15 protein-coding genes are annotated in these 15,080 nt (G+C 68.8%); 6 read left to right on the top strand and 9 right to left on the bottom strand.

The features are described from left to right. Positions 1-241: 241 nt before the first annotated feature. On the top strand, positions 242-3,916 hold the full coding sequence (locus ALI144C_RS35770; RefSeq protein ID WP_076991663.1) for an nSTAND1 domain-containing NTPase: 3,675 nt from the start codon (positions 242-244) through the stop codon (positions 3,914-3,916). Further along, on the top strand, positions 3,862-4,257 hold the full coding sequence (locus ALI144C_RS35765) for a hypothetical protein (RefSeq protein WP_076991662.1): 396 nt from the start codon (positions 3,862-3,864) through the stop codon (positions 4,255-4,257). The genes ALI144C_RS35770 and ALI144C_RS35765 overlap by 55 nt, the downstream gene beginning before the upstream one ends. Here ALI144C_RS35765 and ALI144C_RS35760 read toward each other — a convergent pair. Then, a complete protein-coding gene (locus ALI144C_RS35760; RefSeq protein WP_076991661.1) occupies positions 4,231-5,943 on the bottom strand; it encodes an alpha-L-fucosidase in 1,713 nt (570 codons plus the stop codon). The genes ALI144C_RS35765 and ALI144C_RS35760 overlap by 27 nt on opposite strands. Before the next feature lie 663 nt (positions 5,944-6,606). On the opposite strand from ALI144C_RS35760, the gene ALI144C_RS35755 reads away from it, so the two are divergent. The 3 genes from ALI144C_RS35755 (at position 6,607) to ALI144C_RS35745 (ending at position 8,634) form a co-directional block, all read left to right on the top strand. Then, on the top strand, positions 6,607-7,251 hold the full coding sequence (locus ALI144C_RS35755; RefSeq protein WP_076991660.1) for a lytic polysaccharide monooxygenase auxiliary activity family 9 protein: 645 nt from the start codon (positions 6,607-6,609) through the stop codon (positions 7,249-7,251). 127 nt (positions 7,252-7,378) lie between these two features. Then, positions 7,379-7,591 carry a hypothetical protein gene (locus ALI144C_RS35750; protein WP_076991659.1) on the top strand — a complete coding sequence of 71 codons (213 nt, stop codon included), beginning with the start codon at positions 7,379-7,381 and terminating at the stop codon, positions 7,589-7,591. 80 nt (positions 7,592-7,671) lie between these two features. Then, a complete protein-coding gene (locus ALI144C_RS35745; RefSeq protein WP_076991658.1) occupies positions 7,672-8,634 on the top strand; it encodes a Ppx/GppA phosphatase family protein in 963 nt (320 codons plus the stop codon). Between the two features lie 45 nt (positions 8,635-8,679). Here the strand turns inward: ALI144C_RS35745 and ALI144C_RS35740 are convergent, their stop codons facing one another. The 5 genes from ALI144C_RS35740 to ALI144C_RS35720 form a co-directional block, all read right to left on the bottom strand. Beyond that, a complete protein-coding gene (locus tag ALI144C_RS35740) occupies positions 8,680-9,906 on the bottom strand; it encodes a PP2C family protein-serine/threonine phosphatase (protein WP_237774481.1) in 1,227 nt (408 codons plus the stop codon). Positions 9,907-9,968: 62 nt separating this feature from the next. Beyond that, a complete protein-coding gene (locus tag ALI144C_RS35735) occupies positions 9,969-10,952 on the bottom strand; it encodes an aldo/keto reductase (RefSeq protein WP_076992025.1) in 984 nt (327 codons plus the stop codon). Positions 10,953-10,966: 14 nt separating this feature from the next. After that, on the bottom strand, positions 10,967-11,206 hold the full coding sequence (locus tag ALI144C_RS35730; RefSeq protein WP_143231069.1) for a hypothetical protein: 240 nt from the start codon (positions 11,204-11,206) through the stop codon (positions 10,967-10,969). Positions 11,207-11,288: 82 nt separating this feature from the next. Then, positions 11,289-11,966, bottom strand: a complete 678-nt coding sequence (locus tag ALI144C_RS35725; protein ID WP_076991656.1) for a metal-dependent transcriptional regulator — start codon at positions 11,964-11,966, stop codon at positions 11,289-11,291. Then, positions 11,963-12,547, bottom strand: a complete 585-nt coding sequence (locus ALI144C_RS35720; protein WP_076991655.1) for a YbhB/YbcL family Raf kinase inhibitor-like protein — start codon at positions 12,545-12,547, stop codon at positions 11,963-11,965. The genes ALI144C_RS35725 and ALI144C_RS35720 overlap by 4 nt, the downstream gene beginning before the upstream one ends. Positions 12,548-12,640: 93 nt before the next feature. Here ALI144C_RS35720 and ALI144C_RS35715 point away from each other — a divergent pair, with 93 nt between their 5' ends. Continuing rightward, positions 12,641-13,276 (top strand): GntR family transcriptional regulator, encoded by a 636-nt coding sequence (locus ALI144C_RS35715; protein WP_193441255.1) that lies wholly within the window; start codon positions 12,641-12,643, stop codon positions 13,274-13,276. Here the strand turns inward: ALI144C_RS35715 and ALI144C_RS35710 are convergent. Genes ALI144C_RS35710 through ALI144C_RS35700 form a run of 3 tightly spaced genes read right to left on the bottom strand, consistent with a single transcriptional unit; the run spans position 13,263 to position 15,073 of the window. Next, positions 13,263-13,433 (bottom strand): hypothetical protein, encoded by a 171-nt coding sequence (locus tag ALI144C_RS35710; protein WP_083753679.1) that lies wholly within the window; start codon positions 13,431-13,433, stop codon positions 13,263-13,265. The genes ALI144C_RS35715 and ALI144C_RS35710 overlap by 14 nt on opposite strands. A 45-nt stretch (positions 13,434-13,478) precedes the next feature. Next, a complete protein-coding gene (locus ALI144C_RS35705) occupies positions 13,479-14,411 on the bottom strand; it encodes an ornithine cyclodeaminase family protein (protein ID WP_076991654.1) in 933 nt (310 codons plus the stop codon). After that, entirely contained in the window at positions 14,408-15,073 is a 666-nt protein-coding gene (locus tag ALI144C_RS35700; RefSeq protein ID WP_076991653.1) for a helix-turn-helix transcriptional regulator, read from the bottom strand. The genes ALI144C_RS35705 and ALI144C_RS35700 overlap by 4 nt, the downstream gene beginning before the upstream one ends. Positions 15,074-15,080 lie beyond the last annotated feature (7 nt).

Here is a 15,080-nt window from a genome sequence, read left to right as displayed (position 1 = left end):
ACGATACGACGATTCGCGCGGATGAGGCCTGGCCAGGCGAGGTCCGTCCGGTGGTACCACTCTCGGTCCTCGCGCCGCTTGTTCATCCGTGCCCAGTCCTCTCGATAGTCACCGGGTGGTTTCCCGACCCGGTCGCTCGGGCCACATCCAAACGTGGATAGGTTGTTCCGTATCGACGCCCGCGCGGTGAACAAACAAACCCGGAACAACGCCTGCCTGGCGAGCTGCCTGGAGGAAGACCATGCCGAGAGCTGAACGCCCGCTCGCCACGGGTGATTCGGCGCTGCTGCGATTCGCCGCCGACCTGCGGCAGCTGCGGCAGGACGCCGGCAACCCGACGTACCGGGAGTTGGCCAAACGCGCGCACTTCTCGGTGACGGCACTGTCCAGCGCGGCCAACGGCCGCCAACTGCCGAGCCTCAACGTGACGCTGGCGTACGTCCGTGCCTGCGGCGGCGACGAGGCGGAGTGGGAGCAGCGGTGGCACGCCGCCACGGCCGAGCTCGCCGACGCCGAACCGCCTGCGCAGCCGGCGGCCGACGAACGCTCGCCGTACGCCGGGCTGGCGTCGTTCCAGCCGGAGGACGCCGACTTGTTCCACGGGCGCGAACGGCTGGTCGACGAGCTGGCGGCGAGGATGACCCGGCAGCGGTTCGCGGCGGTGTTCGGCGCGTCGGGCGCGGGCAAGTCGTCGTTGCTGCGGGCAGGGCTCATCCCCCGCTGGACCGGCCCGGTGGTGCTGTTCACGCCCGGACCGCACCCGGTCGAGGAGTGCGCGGTGCAGATCGCGCGTCTCACCAGGACCGCGCCCGGCCAGGTGCACGCCGACCTGCTGGCCGACGTGGACAATCTCCGCCGAGCCGTGCGGCTGGCAGGCGACGACGAGGTGCTGATCGTCGTCGACCAGTTCGAGGAGACGTTCACCCTGTGCCGTGACCAGGCCGAACGCGACCGGTTCAGCGCCCTGCTGACCGCGGCCGCGAGCGGGCCGAACAGCACCGTGCGGGTGGTGCTCGGCGTGCGGGCGGACTTCTACGCCCACTGCACGCGGTACCCCGAGCTCGTGGCCGCCATGGCGGACGCGCAGGTCGCTGTCGGGCCGATGACCACCGACGAGTTGCGGCGCGCGATCGTCCAGCCCGCTGTCCAGGCCGGGTGCACGGTCGAGGGCGCGTTGCTGTCCGAACTCGTCGCGCAGGCCTCCGGGAACGCGGGCGTGCTGCCACTGCTGTCACACGCCCTGCTGGAAACGTGGCGCAGGCGCAAGGGCAACGCCTTGACGCTCGCCGCGTTCCGCGCCGCCGGAGGCATCGACGGCGCGCTCGCGCGGACGGCCGAGACCGTCTACTCAGGCCTCACCGAACCCCGTCAGCAGCTCGTGCGTGACCTGTTCCTGCGGTTGACGGCGCTCGGCGAAGGCACAGAGGACACCAAACGCAGGATCACCCGATCCGAAGTGGACACCGTCGACGGCGCCGTGCTGGACGTGCTCGCCGAAGCCCGGCTGGTCACGGTGGCGGACGACACGGTGGACCTCGCGCACGAGGCGTTGATCCGTGCGTGGCCGCGGTTGCGGCAGTGGCTGGCCGCCGACCGTGAGGGTCTGCGCACACACAGGCACCTCACCGAAGCAGCGCACGAATGGTCCGTACTCGACCAAGACCCCGGCGCGTTGTACCGCGGTGCCCGGCTGGTCGTCGCCAAGGAATGGGCGAACAAGAACACCACCGCGCTCAGTCCTGTCGAACGAGGATTTCTCGACGCGAGCATCGACCAGGCGGAACGGGAAACCGCGATGGGCAGACGACGTGCCCGGCAATTGCGCTGTCTCGCCGTGGGGTTGGCCGCGCTCCTGCTCGTTGTCACCGTGATCTCGGTTGTCGCGGTGCGGCAACGGCAGGACGCCGAAGCCGCGCAACGCGTCGCCGTGTCCCGGCAGCTGGCGATCCAGGCGCTGACGATCGCCGAGTCCGATCCGGGACGAGCCAAGCTGCTCAGCGTCGAGGCGTACCACACGGCCCCGACAGTCGAGGCGCGCAGCGCCTTGATGAGCATGTCCGCGCACCGCGACTACCGCACGGAAATCCAGGCGCACACCGGTGCCGTCTCACAGATCGCGTTCCTGCCGGACGGCACGCTCGCCAGCGCCGGACGGGACAGGAGCGTCGCACTGTGGGACCCCGCGCGGCGTACCCGGACCGCGACGCTCACCGGTCATGAAACGTGGCTCAAAGCCATGGCGGTCACCCCGGACGGCGCCATGGCCGCCACCGGTGGTGACGACAACCGTGTCGTGCTGTGGGACGTACGCAACCGTCGTGTCGTCGCGTCGCTTGAGCAGCACACCAGCATCGTGCGAGAGGTGGCGTTCAGCCCGGACGGCCGTCTGCTGGCGTCCTCAGGCAATGACCGGACGGTCCGGTTGTGGGACGTCGCCCAGCGGACGCTGCTCGCGACGTTCACCGATCACGCGGCGGCTGTCACTTCGCTTGCGTTCAGCCCGGACGGAAAGACGCTGGTCACCGGCGGCGACGACGAGACCATCATGCTGTGGGACGTGCCGCGCCGGACGCGGATCGCCGCGCTGGCGGGCAACGTCGGCGGGGTCAAGGCACTCGACTTCAGCCCGGACGGCAAGCTGATCGCGTCGGCGGGCATGGGCACGGCCGTACGGCTGTGGGATGCGACCAGCCGTGCACAGGTCGCCACGTTCACCGGGCACGTCGAGGAAGCGGTGATCGCCGTCAAGTTCAGCCCCGACGGTCGCACGCTGGCCAGCGCGGGCAACGACCGGGTCGTGCGGCTGTGGGACGTTCCCCACCGGGTGCCACGCGCGGTCCTCGCCGGGCACCAGGCCAGCATCTACACGCTCGCGTTCAGCCCCGACGGCGGCACGCTCGCTTCCGCCGGTGAGGAAGGCAAGGTCATCCTGTGGGATCCGCGGGCGCCGTCGCTGATCGACAGGCCGGGTCAGGCGGTCCAGGGCCTCGCCTTCGCACCGGACGGCCGAAGCCTCGCCACGGCAGGCCCCGGCCGAGCGGTGCTGTGGGACGTCGCCACGCGTGCACCTCGCCGCATCCTGGACCAGGGTGCGGAAGTGGTCAACGCGGTCGCCTACGGCAGCATCGTCGCAATGGGCGCGAGCGCCTTGCAGCTGTGGGACCCCAACACCGACCTCGCACCGGTCACGCTGCCGGGGCACGCCTTGCGGGTGATGGACGTGGCGCTCAGCCCGGACGGGCGCACGGCCGCGACGGCGAGCGTGGACAAGACCGTGATCCTGTGGGACGTCCCGAACCGCACCCGGCTGGGCAGCCTGGACATCGGCGCGGTGACCACCGGTGTGGCGTTCAGCCCGGACGGGCGGCTGCTGGCCGTGGCCGATCACGACAACCAGCTGGTGACCTTGTGGGACATCGCGACCCGGACACCCAGAACGCGGCTGCGCGGTCACAACGGCTGGGCGAGGTCGGTCGTGTTCAGCCCGGACGGCCGAACGGTCGTGTCCGCGAGCGCGGACCAGTCGGTGGTGCTGTGGGACGTGGCCACCGGCGCTCAGATCGCCCGTGTGACGGGCCACAAGGACGCGTATTACCACGGCCTCGCCTTCAGCCCGGACGGCAGGACCATCGCGTTCACCAGTGCCGACGACACGGTGCTGCTGTGGGACGTCGAGCGGCGCGCGGTCTCGGCCCGGCTCACCGGGCACCTGGCCGGAGTGCGGGCCGTGGCGTTCAGTCCGGACGGCAGCACGCTGGCGAGCGCGGCCGCCGATGGCACCGTGATCCTCTGGGACACGGATCCGGACCGGGTCGCGGGCGGCATCTGCACCACGGTCGCCCGGAACCTGACCCCGGAGGAATGGAACCAGTTCGTCCCGGAGCTGCCGCACCGGGACACCTGCCCGGCTGGCTGAGCCGCAACTACGACACCGTCGACCGCACCGAGATCGCGCAGGCGGTCTGTGCCAACGGGATCGCCAACCGGCAGTACCTCTACAGCGACTACACCACCGTCGCGCCTGGCCAGATCGGCTCGGCGTACATCGGCTGCCCGGCGGGCAAGCGGGTGCTCAGCGGAGGCGGGTTCGGCGGCGGCCACGGCGACGGCAGGTACGCGAAGGTCACCGACTCCTATCCGGACGGCGGAGGCTGGCGGATCTACGTCAAGAACGACAGGTACCAGGCGGGTTCCAGCCAGAGCGTTCGCCTTGTGCGGCGCCTGAGGCCATCACGGGCCTGGCGTGACCACCGCTGAATCCACCTGGAAGCCCAAGGGTTCGCCCTGGTGCGCCGGTGCGGCCCTGGTGACCGTGAGCGGCGTGACTTGCCGTGGCACCACGATGAACGGGCCGATCGGGCGGCTCGTCAGCTCCGCTCCGGTCACCACCTGGGAGACGTCGCCGACGCGCACCCGGTATCGACTGTCCTTTTCGGCCTGACCGTGGAAACTGGCGTACGCGATCCGGAAACGGTCGGTCACCAGGTTGGTGGTCTGCCGGACGACGGTGCGCCGCGTGGTCGGGTAGCTGCCGTTGTCGGCGTAGCTGTACCCCTGCTCGAAATCGGTGGCCTTGAGCTGCCAGGACCGGTCGCCGGTGACGGTGTTGCGCGGGATGATCCGCAGTTCCCCGGCGAGCCGGACCTTCACGACCGGCAGCACCTTGTCCCGCGGTTGCGCGGGAAGCCGCACGACGAGGTCGTTGCCGTCGCGTTTCCAGGTCAGCCGACCGGCACCGTCCTCGTCGACCCGGCGGACGTCGGTGGCGAGTCCCGGCAACCGCAGTTCGCCCGAGGCGGGCCAGCGCATCACGTGCAGGTACAGGTCTTTGCCGTTGACCGTCGCCTCACCCCACTGCTGCCCGCCGAACTTGGTGGCCGACGCGCCCAGCACGGCCTCCGGGTGCCGACGCAGCCAGTCCCCGATCCCGCGCAGCACATCGGCTTCGAACTCGACGACGGAACCGTCACCGCGTGGCCCGATGTTGAGCAGGTAGTTGCCGCCCCGCGCCCGCACGCCGGTGAGGCCGGTGACGAGGTCACGGACCTTGCCCGGCAGGTCCTCCCGCTTCTGCCAACTGCGGTATCCCCACGTCTCGTGGTAGATCGAGGCGGGCGTCTGCCAGGTCCCGTCCAGCGGAACCGACGGGATCTCGTTGTCGCCCAGCGTCCGGAAGTCGCCGGTGTTGTTCCAGATCCGGCTGTTGACGGCCGCCCGCGGCTGCAGCCGGCGCACGATGCCCGCGAACTTCTCGCTCTGCGCCCGCGTCGGCGACGACATGTCGAACCAGACCTCGGAGATCTCGCCGTAGTGGGACATCAGCTCACGCAACTGTCCCTCGATGACCGGCTCCATCGACGCGGGAATGGGGTTGTTGTTGTCGCCGTCGAAGGCGTGCCCCTGGTGCCAGTCGACCAACGAGAAGTAGACGCCGAAGCCGAGTCCCTGGCGTCGGCACTCGTCGGCGAGGAGCTTCAACGGGTCCTTGCCGTACGCGGTGGCGTTCACGACGTCGTAGTCGGTGGTTGCCGTGTCGAACATCGAGAAGCCGTCGTGGTGCTTGCTCGTGATGACGACGTAGCGCATCCCGGCTTGCCTGGCCAGCGAACAGATGCCGGCCGGATCGAACCGGTCGGGCCGGAACCCGTTGGCCACCTTGCGGTAGTCGGCCTCGGGGATGTCGGCCCACATCTGGATCTGCTCGCTGTAGCCCTTGGTCACCGGCTTGCCCTGCCACACACCGCCGAGTTCGGAGTAAATTCCCCAATGGATGAACAAGCCGAACTGAAGCCGTTGCCACGCGGCCACCTTCGCGTCGGAACTCAGCTCGACAGCGCCAGGTATGCCCCGCACACGCGACTCGTGCCCAGCGAAAGCGGTGCCCGGCAGCGCACCGACGACCACCAACGAAGCCATCACCAGGCCCAGCAGCTTCCTCGCCATACATCGGATCTAAGCAGACGATCATGGTGATGCAAACACTCGACTTCCCGATGATTGGGGAGAAATCGGCCAGAACTGGACACGACCTGCGCAGATAAGGTGGAATTCATCCGATCACTGCGGTGCGGGCCGACCGCTGGCACACCCGGAACCGGGCACGATCGAGCCGACTCGCAGCGATCAGGTCGCCGGTCGAGCAAGCCGAGATGACGCGCCGAGCCACTCGGGACGACCCGCCTGCCACCAGCCGCTACACCGAATACCGAACCGGTGTAGATCTACACAGTTCAAGCCCTCGTCGCTGTAGGTTTCTACAGGGCTCTTTCCATCGGTACACAACCCGGTCGTCTCGCGCCCGGTAACCACGTCCATCACGATCCGGTTCACGCCTGCCGCTGACGCTGTCGACCTCCACGGGATGGCCGGGACAGTCACGATTCCCGCACAGGACGCACGTTTTGCCTGCTTCGCGAACTTCCTGTGTGCACAGTTGCGGTATTCCACGCCATTTTCGGCCCAGCACACGGACCGAACACCACTCGTTATGGCCAAACCCCATCTGGTCATATGGACTAGACCAATCGATACTGGGAAGCGCACTCAGTGGGTTTTGTCATGTTCCCTGCGGCAAAGCCCATGAACCCTGCCTACTGAGGAGATCCCATGGCCAAGCGACGATCCGTCGCCCTCGCCGCGTTGTTCGGCGTCGGCGCGGTGTTCTGGAGTCTGCTGGTGCCGGTCGCACCCGCGTCGGCGCACGGCTCGATGAGCAATCCCACCAGCCGCATCCACAACTGCTGGCGGGAGAACCCGGAGACCCCCAAGTCCGCCGCGTGCAAGGCCGCCATCGCGGTCGGCGACAGCTGGGTCGTGTACGACTGGGACGAGGTGAACCTGCCCAACGCCAACGGCAAGCACCGGCAGCTCATCCCGGACGGCAAGCTCTGCAGCGCGGGCCGGGCCAAGTACCAGGGTTTCGATCTCCCGCGCGCGGACTGGGTGGCCACGAAGCTGCCGACCAGCGGTGCGTTCACCTTCCGCTACCTCTACACCGCCGCGCACCCGGGTCTGTGGGAGCTGTACATCACCAAGGACGGCTATGACCCCACGAAGTTGCTGCGGTGGTCGGACCTGGAGGCCACCCCCTTCTACCGGCAGATGAACCCGCCGACCTCCGGCAACGTCTACCAGATGAACGCACAGATCCCGCCAGGCAAGTCCGGCAGGCACCTGATCTACGCGATCTGGCAGCGCCAGCTTCCTGACAGCGCGGAAGCGTTCTACAGCTGCTCCGACGTCATCTTCTGATCCACCCCGCACACCGTGGCCACCTTCGCGAGGAGGTGGCCACACTTATGCGTGCGTTCGGTAGAACGTTCCCGGCATGGCAAGATCGAACGCGAGGGGGCATGGTGTGAACCGGAGGTCGACAAGTGTGTACGGGGCCGTCGCGGTGATCGGGCTGGCTCTGTCGGCCACGCCCGCGCAGGCTGTTGTCGGTGGCAGCGACACGCAACGGCCCGAGTCATGGGCGGTGTCACCGCAGAACTGCATCGATCCGGCAGGGGTGAGGCACAGCTCGCACACCGATGTGAGCGTCGACCAGCGCTGGATTCATCGCACGATGCTGCAAAACCTGCCGGGTTGACGTGCTGACCAGCCGAATCTGGTTTCCTCCTGACAGATCGGGGTAAGTATTATGTCCGATCTGAACGAATGAGGTGACGAGTGCGGGGATCAACGGGGCATGTGGGCGTTCTCGATGTGGGCTGCTTCAGCGCACGCTTGATTGTCGTCGACAGAACCCGCAGTTCCCCGTTGACACCGTCGTTGGAGCGCAAGGCCCGGCTGAGACTCGACCGCGCGTACGACGCCACCGGAGGGCTCACCCGCGACGGAATCGACCAGATCGTCCGGGCCATCGGCGATGTCCTTCGGGTGATGCCGCAGGACATCGAGCTCGTCGCCTACGCGACATCGTCGATCAGGGACGCGACCAACGCCGACCAGGCGATCAGGCACATCGCCCGGCAGACCGGCGTCGACCTCATGACCTTTACCGGTGAACGGGAAGCTCACCTGTCGTACGTCGCCGCGCGCCACTGGTTCGGTCACGCCGCGGGCCCGCTCACGGTGCTCGACGTGGGTGGCGGCACCGCCGAGATCGCCGCCGGTTGCGGCACCCGGCCACACGCGGCCATCTCACTTCCCTTCGGCGCACGGACACTCACCCAGGCCAACGACGACAACCCCCTGTCACTGGCCGAGATCCGGGCCAGGACAGTCGACGACGTGCGTATCGCGTTGAGCGGGACCGATGTGAGCGGTACGGCCATCGGCTGCTCCAAGGTTTTACAGCAGTTGGCGCGGCTGGCCGGTGCCCGGCCGCAGCGGGAAGGCCCGTACGTCGCGCGTCACCTGCGGCTGACCGATCTCAGGAAGTGGATTCCCAGGCTGGCCAACCTGACCGCCGCCGAACGCGCCGAACTGCCGGGGATCTCCCGGCACCGCGCCCGGCAGTCACTGGCCGGTGCGGTGGTGGCCGAGGCACTGCTCGCCGCGACTGGTCACGAGTCCGCGCAGATCTGCCCGTGGTCGAGCACAACGGGCCTGCTCATCGAACTGCTCGCGCACGACGACATCGGTGTCCCCTTGTCGTCGCTGCGTGACCGGAGGCGGTTCGCGTCCTGAGACGCGCCCCCGCTCCCCTCGAACCGTCCATCGAACCGGCCCCGCTCAAGCAGGTCCGTCACCTTCCGGCACACGGCGCATCACCAGCAGTGCGATGTCGTCCTCCGGCGGGGATGCCCCGGTCAGCACGGACATGACCTTCGCGGACACCAATTCGGCAGGCTTGGCCTCGACCGCCTCGCACAGCAGCTCCAGACCGTCGTCCAGCGTCCAGGAACGCCGTTCGACCAGGCCGTCGGTGTAGAAACACAGCACAGCTCGTGGCGGCAACTCCACCACGCTCGTGACGCGCTGATCGTCGTACCGGACACCGATCGGGGGGTCCGCGGGCAGTTGCACCAGCCGCGCTTGCTCACCCGGGACGGCGACCAGGGGCGGCGGGTGTCCCGCCAACGAGATGCAGATCCGGTCCGCCGCCGGTTCGATCACCGCGTACAGCACGGTCGCCATCGCTCCGGGTTCGAAGTGCATGGCCTTGCGGTTGAGCTTTTCCAGCACACCCGCCGGATCGGGGTCGAGCAACGCGTACGCGCGCAGCGCGCTCCTGAGCCGCCCCATCACCACAGCCGCGGGCAACCCGTGGCCGACGACGTCGCCCATCACCACGCCCCAGCGGCCGTCCGACAACGAGAACACGTCGTACCAGTCGCCGCCGACCCGCATGTCGGCGCCGGGGACGTACCGGGCGGCGAACTCCAGCCCGGGGAGGCTCGGCAGCCGGGTGGGCAGCAGGCTGCGCTGCAACGCCGTGGCGGTCGCTCGTTCGGTCCTCACGACCTGCGCCTGAGTCGCCAGCGCCATCCGGTCCGCGGCCACCTGGAGCAGTTGGATGTCGTGCTCGGTGAACTTCCGTTCGGCGATCGTGCCGACGTGCAGCACACCGATCAGCTGCCCGGCCGCCACCATCGGCACGCCCAGCAAGGTGTGCAGGCCTTTCTCCCACAACAGCGGGTTGACCACCGTCGACGCGTCGACGTGCTCGACCACGACGGGTTTGCGGTCCGCGGCCACCCGGCCCGCGAACCCCGCTCCGACCGGGACGCGCACGCCCTGGCGGATCTCCTCCTCGAACCCGGCGGTCGCGGTCGCCACGAGCTGGCCGGAGGCGCTGTCGTGCAGCAGGACGGTGGCGGTGTCCACGGCGAGTTGCTCCTGGACGCGTACCAGCAGCTCAGCCAGGAACTTCTCCAAGTCCAGGTGCGAGAGCGCCGAATCGGTCACCCTCTCCATCCGGAGCAGTTGGTTCTCCGCTCCCTGGTCCTCGTCCGTCACCAGGTAAGACTAGCCGAGGCGCTGGTGCGGGCCACTCCAGCGCCCCACGTGTCACAGCGCCGTCACGGACATCGGGGCTCCTGTCGGATCAGTCCCGCGGCCCGCAGGTCGGTCCAGACCTGCTCGGGCACCTCCACCGCGAACGAGTCCACGTTGTGCCGCGCTTCCTCGGCGGTCCGCATCCCCACCGCGACTCCGGCCACAACGGGGTGTCGCAGCGGGAACGCCATCGCCACTTGGGGCAGCGTCACCCCGTGCGCCTCGCACACGTCGGCGATTTTGTTCGCCCGCTCCAGGACATCCGGCGACGCGGCGTCGTAGTCGAAATGCGCACCCTCGCCCGGCCTTGGCACGGCGAGCACGCCGGAGTTGAAGATCGACGCCGCGATCACCGAGACACCGCGTTCCTCACACGCGGGCAGGAACGTGTCCAGCGCGCTGTGATCGAGCAGCGTGTAGCGACCCGACTGCATGACCACGTCGACATCCGTTTCCCGCACCAGTGTGGTCAGCAGTGCCGTGTCGTACATCCCCGCGCCGATCGCGCCGACGATGCCTTCCGACCGCAACTGCGCCAGCGCCGGGTAGCCGTGACGCAACGCGTCGTCGAAGAACGGCTCAGCGTCATGCAGGTACAGCACGTCGATCCGGTCGAGACCCATGCGTTCCAGCGAATCCTCGACGCTGCGCCGGACCCCGTCGCGGGTGAAGTCGCGGACCCGCCGGTGCGTGGCGGGAACGTGGAAACCGACCGGGTCCGTCTTCCCGGCCGCGTCCTGCGGCACCAGCAGCCTGCCGACCTTCGTCGACAGGGTGAACGAGTCACGCGGGTGCTGTCGCAGGAACTCACCGATCCTGCGCTCGGAATGCCCGAGGCCGTAGTGCGGTGACGTGTCGTAGTACCGGATCCCGCCGTCCCACGCCGCGGCGAGCGCCCCCGCCGCGGTCTCGTCGTCCAACGGCGCGAACAGTCCACCCAGTGGCCCACCGCCGAAGCCCAGCCGCGTCACCTCGACGGTGGTGCGTCCCAGCCGGTTCGTCTGCACCTTCGACTCCCCCGTCATTCCGTGTCGCCGGTCAGGTCACCGGGCATGACCGTGGCGATGAGACCGGCGACGAACTGCGGTACTTCCTCGGGTGCCAGGACCAACCGCGGGTGGTCATGGTCCGGGCCCTGGAAGATCTCGACCGACCGCACACCCGGCTGACCGGCCGAATCCGCCACCCCGATGATCGTCCAGTTCTCGTGCCGGGTGTTGGCGAAATGGCTGAACACGGGTGCGGCGCTGTCGTGGTCCATGATCACTGTATACACGGCCGTTTCCCGTTGCGGGAGCGAACGTCCTGACCGCCCATGCCGGTCAGGACGCCCGCTTCGCCGTTCAGCGCCTGGCTACGACGACGTGCGCCGCGGACCGTGTGGGGAGGTCGGCCCCGCCGACCCTTACACCGCATGGCGATGACGTCACGCTGACGACCGCGCCGGGCCGCACTCCGGCGCGACGCAGCGTGGACATCAGTCGCGAGTCGGTCTGGATCGGCTCCCTGATCCGCCGCACGACCACACTCGTGCCGTCCGGGCCCGGTTCGAGGTCGCGGAGACTGACCATGTTCCCGTCCTCGTCGGGCGGAGTGTGGGCCTCACCGAGTTCCGCGAGGCCCGGGATCGGGTTGCCGTACGGCGATTCGGTCGGGTACCGCAACAGGTGCAGGACGCGGCGCTCGACGGCCTCGCTCATCACGTGTTCCCAACGGCAGGCCTCGGCGTGGACCTGCTCCCACTCCAGGCCGATCACGTCGACGAGCAGGCACTCCGCGAGCCGGTGTTTGCGCATCACACGCGTGGCGACCTGCCTGCCCCGCTCGGTCAGCTCCAAGTGCCGGTCGTCGGTGAGGTGCAGCAGACCGTCGCGCCGCATGCGGGCGACGGTCTGGCTGACGGTGGGTCCACTTTGGTCAAGGCGCTCGGCGATGCGCGCCCGCATCGGCACCACGCCTTCCTCTTCGAGTTCGAGGATGATCCGGAGATACATCTCCGTGGCGTTGATCAGTCCGGTCATGCGGGTGTTTCGGCTGGTGTTTCAGCACTTGCCGTCAACACCGCACGGCCGAGGACGTGCCCGGACATGGTGAACCCGAGCAACGCCGGGGTCGCGTCGGCCGGGACGCCGATGGACTCGACGTCAAGGGCGTGCACCACGACGAAGTAGCGGTGCTTTCCGTGTCCCGCGGGCGGTGCGGCGCCGAGGAAACGGGTCACGCGCGCGTCGTTGGGCAACTGGTAGGCACCTTCGGGCAGGCCGGAGCCGGTGTCGTCGCCCGCGCCCTCGGGCAGATCGGTGACGCTCGCGGGGATGTCGGCGACGGCCCAGTGCCAGAAGCCGGATCCGGTGGGGGCGTCGGGGTCGTAGACGGTGACGGCGTAGCTCCTGGTCCCTTCCGGTGCGCCGCTCCAGGACAGCTGCGGGGAGATGTCCTTGCCTGCCAACTGCTCCGCCGGCCAGGCGGCGCCGTCCTCGACGGCGGTGCTGGTGACGGTGAAGGACGCCGCTTCGGGAAGGCGGGCGAATGGGTTGTTCACGGTCGGTCCTCTCAGACGGTGCTCCTTGGCACTGCTCCATGGCAGCGCCTGATCGATCATAATCAAGATAATCGATTATCACTCGGATCGTCTATGCTTATCGGTGTGACCGACACCGCTGCCCCGGCGACCGACGGCCCGGCCGGGAAGAAGATGCTGTCCGAGCAGGTCCACGCGCATCTGCGGAACTCGATCATGCGCGGGGAACACGCCCCGGGAGCCGCCCTCAAGCCGCAGGAACTCGCGAAGGAACTGGGCGTGAGCCTCGCCGTGGTGCGCGAGGCCCTCGTGCGGGTGGTCGGCGAAGGCCTTGCCGACCGGCTGCCCAACCGCGGTTTCGCCGTCCCCGAGTTCTCCGACCGCCGCTGGCAGGACATCGCCGAAGCACGCCGGACCATCGAACCGGTCGTGCTGCGGATGTCCGTCGAGCGCGGCGACCTCGACTGGGAAGCGCGTGTACGCGCCGCGCACCACCGGCTGAGCCGTACCCCGCCGTACACACCTGAAGAAGGCGAGTACTACAGCGAGACGTGGTCCGAGGCCCACCGCGTCTTCCACCGCACCCTGCTGGAGGGCTGCGGGAATCCCGTGCTGCTGGAGACCTTCGACCGGCTGTGGCTGGCCAGCGAACTCACCCGCCGCTGGTCGACGCACCGCAACCCCGACCGGGACGGCGCCGAGGAACACTGGCGGCTGGAAGAGGCGGCACTGGCCCGTGACGCCGACGCCGCGGCCGAACTGCTGGCTCACCACCTCACCCAGACCGCGGCCGGGCTCACCAACCGTTGAGACGCGTCCACGCACCCGGACCGTCGAGGACGTCGTACTCGCCGAACTGTGCGGCGGTGGCGCACGCGTGGTTCGGCAGGATCCGCAGACGGGTGCCGATGGGCAGGTCGGGAACCGTACCGTGGCGCATGGTCAGGATCGGCCCGTCGAGTGCCATGACACCCTTTGTGTCAACCTCAAGAGCCCAACTCAGGCCGCGTGGTCACTGCTTGCCTTCCTGAGCGGCACGCCTGCGCAGGAGCGCGGCGGCGAGGGTGAGGTCCTGCAGGGCGAAGCCGGAGCTGTCGAACACCGTGATGTCGTCGGGCGACCGTCGGCCTTCGGCGTCCCCGGCGAGGACCGCCGTGAGCGGAGTCGGTCCGGCTGTGCGTCCGACTGCGGGTGCGTGCTGGAATTCGCCGATGGCACGGGACTGGTCCGGCAGGTCGCAGAACAGCAGCGCCCGGCTGTACAACGCGGGTGGCAGTTCCTGTTTGCCGGTGCGGTCGGCGCCCATCGCGGAGATGTGGGTACCGGGTGTGACCCATTCGGCGTCGAACAGGGGCCGCGTCGAAGTGGTGGCCGTGACGATGACATCCGCCTCGGCGATCGCGGTCCTCGCGTCGGCAGGCTCGGCCGCGATCCCTGTCCGCGTGGTCACGTCCCGCGCGAACGCCTGTGCCGCATCGGAACGGCGGCCGACGACCAGAACCTTTCGGATCGGCCGCACACGAGCGACGGCCCGCACCTCGTACAGTGCTTGGTGGCCGGTGCCGATCACGGTCAAGGTGCGGGAGTCAGGGCGCGCCAATGTGTCCACGGCGAGCGCGTCGGCAGCGGCGGTGCGGTAGGCATTGGCCGCGGCGGCCTCGACCACGGCGGCCAGCCGGCCGGTGTCCGGGTCGAGCAGGACGATGGTCGAGCTGTGCCGTGGTAGTCCGGCCTTGTCGTTGCCCGGCCAGTAGCTGCCGACCTTGACGCCGACGAGGGCACCGGCCGAGCCGGACTTCAGCGTGAACCGGTTGGCGCCCGAATGTCCCAGCACGACGGGGAAAGCGGTCCCGGTCCTGGTCGCGAGGAACGCTTCCCGCGCGGCTGCCAGCGCCAGGTCCTCGTCGATCAGCGCGGCTGATTCGGCCTCGGTCATCGTGATCATGGCTGCCTGCTTCCGTTCTTCAGGGTGGCGAGGTCGTTGTAGAGGCCGGCGCGGGAAATGCCCAGGCGTTTGGCGATCCGCGCGGGCGTGCCACGCAGCGCGAACACACCCGCGTCGTGCAGCGAGCGGACGAGTTCCAGGCGTTGCTCGCGGTCCAGCGCGGTCACCGGGACCGCGTTGGCACGTTCGGCGCGTTCGACCAACGAGTCGATCACCTGGTCCATGTCGCCGGAGAGGTTCGTCGTCGGCAGCGCGGGGGCTTGCCCAAGAGACGGTGCGGACAGGCCGAGCAGGTCCGACAGGACCCCCGCGGCGCGGTCGATGGCCGAGATGTCGACGTTGATGCACAGCGCGCCGATCAACGTCCCGTCGGTGTCACGCAGCGGTAGCGTGGTGGACCTGAGCACGTGGCCGTCCTCGGTGCGGGTGAGGTAGCCGATCTCGTTGCGGGCGTCGTCCCCCGCGGACAGGACACGCAATCCGATCTCGCTCATGGTGTCACCGGCTTCACGCCCGGTGACCGAACCGGCGACCGCGACCACGGACCGTTCCGGGTCGCGGTAGTCGTGCAGCACGACTTCGCAGCTGCGCCCGAACGTCCCGGCGATGCCGTCGATCACCGGCACCAGGGCCGCGAACACCGCGTCCGCGGTATCGGTCATACACCTC

Origin of the sequence: Actinosynnema sp. ALI-1.44 (genome assembly GCF_001984155.1) — a bacterium.
Lineage (GTDB): Bacteria > Actinomycetota > Actinomycetes > Mycobacteriales > Pseudonocardiaceae > Kibdelosporangium.
This window is presented reverse-complemented; position numbering and strand designations above follow the sequence as displayed.